The sequence below is a fragment of the Turicibacter sp. HGF1 genome (assembly GCF_000191865.1).
Classification (GTDB): Bacteria; Bacillota_I; Bacilli_A; order MOL361; family Turicibacteraceae; genus Turicibacter; species Turicibacter sanguinis.
Map to the genome: position 1 here is coordinate 23,674 of NZ_AEXQ01000030.1, position 6,426 is coordinate 30,099.

6 protein-coding genes and 1 pseudogene are annotated in these 6,426 nt (G+C 32.5%); 2 read left to right on the top strand and 5 right to left on the bottom strand.

All coding sequences use genetic code 11. The annotated features are described in order from the left end of the window. Nucleotides 1-17: 17 nt before the first annotated feature. The 5 genes and pseudogenes from HMPREF9402_RS15020 to HMPREF9402_RS03565 all read right to left on the bottom strand — a co-directional run. Nucleotides 18-548 (bottom strand): annotated as a pseudogene (locus tag HMPREF9402_RS15020) (iron-containing alcohol dehydrogenase); the annotation flags it as partial. Between the two features lie 86 nt (nt 549-634). Then, entirely contained in the window at nt 635-1,582 is a 948-nt protein-coding gene (locus HMPREF9402_RS03550) for an alpha/beta hydrolase (RefSeq protein WP_009606492.1), read from the bottom strand. A gap of 205 nt (nt 1,583-1,787) precedes the next feature. After that, nucleotides 1,788-2,885, bottom strand: a complete 1,098-nt coding sequence (locus tag HMPREF9402_RS03555; RefSeq protein WP_009606501.1) for an aldo/keto reductase — start codon at nt 2,883-2,885, stop codon at nt 1,788-1,790. A 44-nt stretch (nt 2,886-2,929) separates the two neighbouring features. After that, complete coding sequence (locus HMPREF9402_RS03560; RefSeq protein WP_009606482.1) at nt 2,930-3,559, bottom strand: hypothetical protein; 630 nt, start codon at nt 3,557-3,559, stop codon at nt 2,930-2,932. After that, nucleotides 3,528-5,054 (bottom strand): DUF262 domain-containing protein, encoded by a 1,527-nt coding sequence (locus HMPREF9402_RS03565; RefSeq protein ID WP_009606490.1) that lies wholly within the window; start codon nt 5,052-5,054, stop codon nt 3,528-3,530. The genes HMPREF9402_RS03560 and HMPREF9402_RS03565 overlap by 32 nt, the downstream gene beginning before the upstream one ends. A gap of 315 nt (nt 5,055-5,369) precedes the next feature. Between HMPREF9402_RS03565 and HMPREF9402_RS13920 the strand changes: the two genes are divergently transcribed. Continuing rightward, a complete protein-coding gene (locus HMPREF9402_RS13920; RefSeq protein ID WP_009606489.1) occupies nt 5,370-5,654 on the top strand; it encodes a transposase family protein in 285 nt (94 codons plus the stop codon). A 45-nt stretch (nt 5,655-5,699) separates the two neighbouring features. After that, a partial coding sequence (locus HMPREF9402_RS13925; RefSeq protein WP_238526640.1) for a transposase occupies nt 5,700-6,426 on the top strand: 727 nt, incomplete at its 3' end.

Consider the following 6,426-nt stretch of genomic DNA (forward strand, 5'->3'; position numbering starts at 1 on the left):
TAGTTTGGATTTAAGATTGAGAATTTCGGATTAACATTTTCACCAAAGACATGACCAATCTTTAGTTTTTGTTCATGATTTGTAATAACAGTTCCACCATTCATTTCAGAACCTGTTCCAACCATTGTTAAAACGCATCCAACCGGTACGATTTCACAGCTCACATCTTCAAAACGGATAAAGTATTTATCCCATGGATCTTCATCACAGTGAATCGAAACCGAGACCGCTTTGGAATAGTCACATACTGAACCCCCACCGACAGCTAAAATTAAATCTACTTTATGATCTCTTGCGATGGCTACACCCTCGCGAAGTTTTTAAATCGTTGGATTTGGCATAACCCCTGGTATTTCTGCAATATTTTTTCCACTATCCTTTAAAATATTAATGACCTCATCATAAATACCATTTTTCTTAATTGATCCACCACCGTAGACAAGTAAAATATTTGAACCATAGTTCTCAAGCTCAGTACTTAGATTATGAAGTGATTGATCTCCAAAATACAGTTTGGTTGGGTTACAATATGTAAAGTTTCCTAACATTATTTCTCCTTCTTTCTTTTTAAATTTGATGAGCGACTCATCAATTGAAATCTATTCTAATTATTATCTTCGGTGTTTTGGTGAATTTATTTCAAATTTGTCTTAAAAAATTTTTCTAACTTATCAAATGGAATTCGATCGACTCGATCATATAAATCAATATGTTCAGCATCTTTTACGGCATAGAGTTCTTTTGGCTCTAAGGCTTTCTCATAGATCATTTCTGAGAAGAATTTAGAATGTGCACAATCTCCGATCACTAATAGAATTGGTCTTGGAGAAATTTCATGAACAAAGGCTGTTAAATCGGCATTTAAGAAAGCTAAATCACTGGTTGTCGTAAAGCCACCTCTTGCGTTTGGATGGTGCCCTCTTTTAGTGGCATAGAATCTAAACCATTCTGCCGTCGGCTCTTGCAGATTTGCTGGTACGACCTCTAAGGCTTCTTCTGGGAAAAATGGAATGTATTCTGGATATCCTTTCTCATAATCTTCCCATCTCTTCAACGATAATTTTTGCTTCGTCTCTTCTAATTGCTGCTTATCTAACAGATCACGTACTGCTGATGTCATGACATACATACTGCAGGTTGCAATTGCTTTAATTCTAGTATCGATCTGTGCAGCAGATAACGCAAATCCACCTGATCCACAGATTCCAATGGCACCGATCTTTTCACGGTCCACATACGAAAGTTTAGTTCCAAGAAAATCGACTGCTGCGCTGAAATTTTCGGTGAAAATTTCAGGTGATGAAACATTTCTAGGTTCTCCAGCTGATTCTCCCATAAAGGATTGATCGAAAGTTAGCACAACAAATCCTCTCTTTGCTAGTTCATTGGCATACACACAAGGGCCTTGTTCTTTGACACCACCATAAGGAGCTCCAACGATCAGAGCTGGATGTTTCTTGCTTAAATCAAGGTTTTTCACTTTATAAACATCTGCAGCAATCGCTAGACCATAACGATTATTGTATCTAACGTGCTCTCTTTCAACTTGTTCACTTAATTTTGCAATATAATGACAGGCCATTAGTGATTCCTCCTACTTTTCTATCCAATCATCGCCATCAACAACTTAAATAATCAGAGACTTAACAGGGTGATTAGTTAATCCACATCTCAGTATTTGGATGACTTTATGATTACTATAACACTTAAAGTTAACTCTAAGACAAGAGGTGTTTTTAAAATAAATAAAAAATCAAGCCGTCTCATTACGACCTGATTTTCTCGATTTAATCTTCAAATGTTTTAGTGATTTCTTTTAGGTATTGAATGATTGGGAGATGTTGTGGGCACATGCGCTCACACTTTTTACAACCAATACAGTCTGATGCTTTGCCATGTGTTTTGGTGTAATTGAGATAAGCTTCTTTTTGCGTGGTATCACTGTTATAAAGTATGAAATACGATGGAATGGCAATCTTTTTCGGGCATCCTTCCACACAATACTGACAATTCGTACAGGGGATAAAGTCTTGGTTTTGAATGATTTGAGTGGCAGTCTCAACAATTTTAAATTCTTCCTCATTAAAGGGCACGAAGTTTTGCATGTAGGCTGTGTTATCTAATATTTGTTCAAGATTTGACATCCCACTTAGTACCATCATCACGTTAGGAAGACTTGCCGCATATCTAATAGCCCATGATGCCACTGAATTCTGTGGATTGACTCCTTTAAACAACGCTTCAACCGGTTTTGGAACTTGGGCCAATGTCCCACCTTTAATCGGTTCCATGACAATAATGTCTTTTTGATGTTTAAGCGCGACCTCAAAACATTTACGTGATTGAATCTGTTCATCTTCCCAATCGAGATAATTGATTTGGAGCTGGACAAAGTCCATTTCCGGATAAGCCGTTAAAATTTCATCGAGCACGTCAGCCGTATCATGAAAGGAGAACCCCACTTTCTTAATTTGTCCCGCTTCTTTTTTACGTTGAACAAAGGTAAAGGCATCTAGTTTCTTACAAATGACATAGTTTTCAACATTTAGGCAGTGCAACAAATAATAATCAAAATAAACAACGCCGATTTTTTTAAGTTGCTCGTTAAAGATACGCTCTAAATCTTCTTCAACTTTTAAAAACATGGTTGGCATCTTCGTTGCCACTGTATATGAATCACGTGGATGACGCTCAACCAGCGTCTTTTTCAAAATGCTCTCGCTCATATAACGATGATACATGTACGCCGTATCAAAATACGTAAATCCACGATTTAAAAAGGTATCCACCATCTCATTGATTTGCTCATAATCAACGTTGGTGATATCCCCCTCCCCTAAAACCGGTAACCTCATAAAGCCGAATCCTAATTTTTTGGTAGTCATACGGGTTCCCCTTTATTATAATTATGTAATATGAATTTTTGACGCTATTTCCCAATTAGTATATCTAATTCAGTTTTAATTGTATGAGAAAGTAATTTAAATCTATTTTCGAGCTCTGCTTCATAAATTTTTTCCATATCCTCTTTTACTACCGAAGTGTAGCAGCTTTTATCTACACAGTGATTTCTTGCATTACTTTCGTTAATGAATTCTAAGTATTGTGCAGGCGTTTTTGAGCTTATTTTTTGATTAGAAGATCTGAGAATTAGTGTTCTATTCAGAGGACTATTTAATACATGAGATTTTTTTTCGCGAATACTTTTACTAGATTGTTTAATGTTCGTTGCATCTGCCAATGGACGAATATGATGGTCATCAACAATAATATTTCCTTGAGATATATCCCATGCAGTTAGTCTTTCATCACTAATGAAATCTTTAGGATTACAACTTAATACATATTGTAAGATTCCTTTATGAAAACTAGGAGGAATTGCAAAATCAGATTTCCTTAATAATATTTCTTTGGTGCAATAATCTTTAACATTAAAAAGATTTTCTGTATTAATAAAGTCATAAAATTTATCTGTTTTTAAATTATTGATTAAATCATTTACATCATTGATAGATTGTTCATTTTGATTATTTTTTATATTGTCCTGAAAAGATTGCATGCCAGTACCATGCTTCTAATCTATCAAGATAAACTTTTCCTTCCCATATTTCATCATCCATTAAAGTACAAGCGAGAGGTAAAATCATTAATTTATAATTTAACTCATCAATAGTTGTTACACCACATCTGACTTGTAAAAATGCACAAGCTCTTTTTATTCCGATAATTGCTCTATCTCTATTTTCTTTAATTTGCATTTGAGTTAAATTCAATATTTTTCCTTGTGAAATTACGTCAGTTTTTAAATTAATATTTTTAATGACATCAGAGTTTTTAACCATTTCCTTTTGTTCACAAATTATAGAAAGTACATTCAGAAATTGTTTTTTTATAATTTCTGAAATTTTATCATCTTTAATAACCATAAAGGAGATTAATATGCTAGAAGGTTTTATATCATGATAAATATTACTCACTAATTTATCAGGTAATAATAATTCTTCGTCTAATGCAATTCTTAAAAAATTATTTAATGAAATTGTTTCCTTATTACGAGCATCTCGAGCAACGACTAAATCAAAATTACTAAGTTTTGTTCCACCTCTATTTAAAGTCTCAAATATGATTACTGCTCTTGCAACCTCATCTTCTTTTAATTTAATTCCATGAACTTTCATAGTTAATACTTTTGAAAAATAATTACATATGCTATCAACCCAACTTAGTGCAAGTGTTCTCCACGCTGTATCAATTTCACGTTCATTATTTAGTTTTAAATATGTCTCGATATTGGGTTCAACATTATGTAAAAATTTTATCGTATTTTCATTATCACGTCTGTATTTATTAGATAGATAATCACTGCGATTAGTTGCTATTTTCTTTAGAATGAGTTTTAACATTGGAAGGGATTCATCTTCTGGACACATATAATTAAAAAATTCATTTAATGGTATGCATTTTAAATTAGCATATTCTTCTATTACTTTATTTTGTGTATCTAATGGATTACTCCCTTTTTCAAAGATATAACCAGGATTATACCATTCTTTTAACTTTTTTTCACCATATCCAATTTGTAAATGAATTAATCTTGATTCTAAATCTGTTGGTTCATATTTTTTCATATTCGACTCTTTAAATACTAATTCGTTGTATCCAAATATGTCTTTCTCATCTGGATTAGTATCCATTCGTAATAATAGTCTAGTTTTTAAATTATTATACACTCCCTTCATTACCTCTACCCACTCATCTTCATTACAAAATAAATCATTTAAAGATGAGTATAATGTAGTTAATCTTTGTTGCCCATCTAACAAGTAGAGGCACTTTTCTTTTGGAACTTCACTATTATTAATATAACCTATTTTCTTATTTGAAAAATCATCATCTTTTCCTTCGAGTAATAGAATACTACCAATAGGAAGTCCTAAAAGTATCGAACTAAGTAAATCTTTTTGCTGATTTTTTGACCAGGCAAAATCTCTCTGGAAATCAGGTAAAATTAATTCCTGATTTTTAATCTGTTTCATAATTTCTATTAATTCCATAATACACCACTCTCCTTTAATAATATTAACTTATTAAGATGAAAAAATATGGAAAATTATGAAAAAAATCATCATTTATATAAAATACCTTGTTTATGTAGTATATAGGAAACTTTTTCTTTTTTATAGTCATCTACTACGCTAGTAATTTTTTTATGATACTTGATATATATACAATCTTTAAATTTTGGTTCTATAATATTTGTGTTGCTGATTAAGCAGCACTTTTTTCATGGCATCAAAAAAAAAGAGACCTCAAGTCTCAATCCTGTTACAATGTTATCGGCTAAAACAATATTGAAAGGATAAGATTTGATGTCTCACTCATATTTTACTAGAAAACTTTTAAATATTAAAGATAAAAACATTACGTTTCTTGAAGATTCGCTTGAAGAAGTTAAATTAAACGGAATTACTAGCTTTATTTTTAAAGGAATCCTCTCGTATCAACCGACTCATTGTCAAAAATGCGGAACTCTATTTGATTCAAAATTTAAGAAGCATGGATTTAAAACTTCTCGAATTGTTATTCCAAAAGTCTCACTCCATGATACCTATTTAGAGTTAAAGAAACAGCGTTATTATTGTGGGCATTGCTAATCTACCTTTACACTAAAAACTTCAATCGTTGAAAAGAACTGTTATATTTCTTATAACACGAAACATGCCATTGCTTTAGAGGCTCAAAATAAAATCTCTGAATGTGATATCGCTCATCGTCATCAGGTCTCTCATTCAATTGTCAATCGTATCATCCATAGCTTTTATGAATCTCAAACCTTAAACTTTAATGATTTACCTGAAAATCTTTGTTTTGATGAATTTAAATCGGTTAAGTTTGCTGAGGGTCATATGTCTTTTATCTTTTGTGATGCTGACTCCAAACAAATCATCGATATCATTGAAGATCGTCGTTTAAGCTCCCTTCAAGCTTATTTTAAACGATATACAAAGGAAGCACGTACTCGCGTAAAAAATATTGTGATTGATATGTACGCTCCTTACATCAGCTTGATTAAGGATCTTTTTCCTCATGCCCAAATTATCATTGATAAATTCCATCTCGTTCAACATCTCTCTCGTGCACTGAATAAAACTCGAATCCGATTAATGAAGAAGTTCAAAAAGCATGGTCGTAAGTTTAAACGTTACTGGCGCTTGTTCTTGAAGTCTCATACATTGCTCAATACCACAACTTATCATTCGTTTTACTGTTTCAAACAACCGATGCGTGAAATAGATATCTTAAATTTCCTCCTTGATTTATCCCCAGAACTAAAAGCGACTTATGATCTTTATCAAGACTTACTTTTCACTCTTCAAACTAAAAACTTAGAACGATTAAATGACTTAATTCAAGCAGAACATCCTC

Bases quoted from the DNA above. Each gene is read 5' to 3' on its own strand.
- HMPREF9402_RS03560 (WP_009606482.1), bottom strand. From the start codon at position 3,559: ATGCAATCTTTTCAGGACAATATAAAAAATAATCAAAATGAACAATCT.
- HMPREF9402_RS13920 (WP_009606489.1), top strand. From the start codon at position 5,370: ATGTCTCACTCATATTTTACTAGAAAACTTTTAAATATTAAAGATAAA.
- HMPREF9402_RS03565 (WP_009606490.1), bottom strand. From the start codon at position 5,054: ATGGAATTAATAGAAATTATGAAACAGATTAAAAATCAGGAATTAATT.
- HMPREF9402_RS03550 (WP_009606492.1), bottom strand. From the start codon at position 1,582: ATGGCCTGTCATTATATTGCAAAATTAAGTGAACAAGTTGAAAGAGAG.
- HMPREF9402_RS03555 (WP_009606501.1), bottom strand. From the start codon at position 2,885: ATGACTACCAAAAAATTAGGATTCGGCTTTATGAGGTTACCGGTTTTA.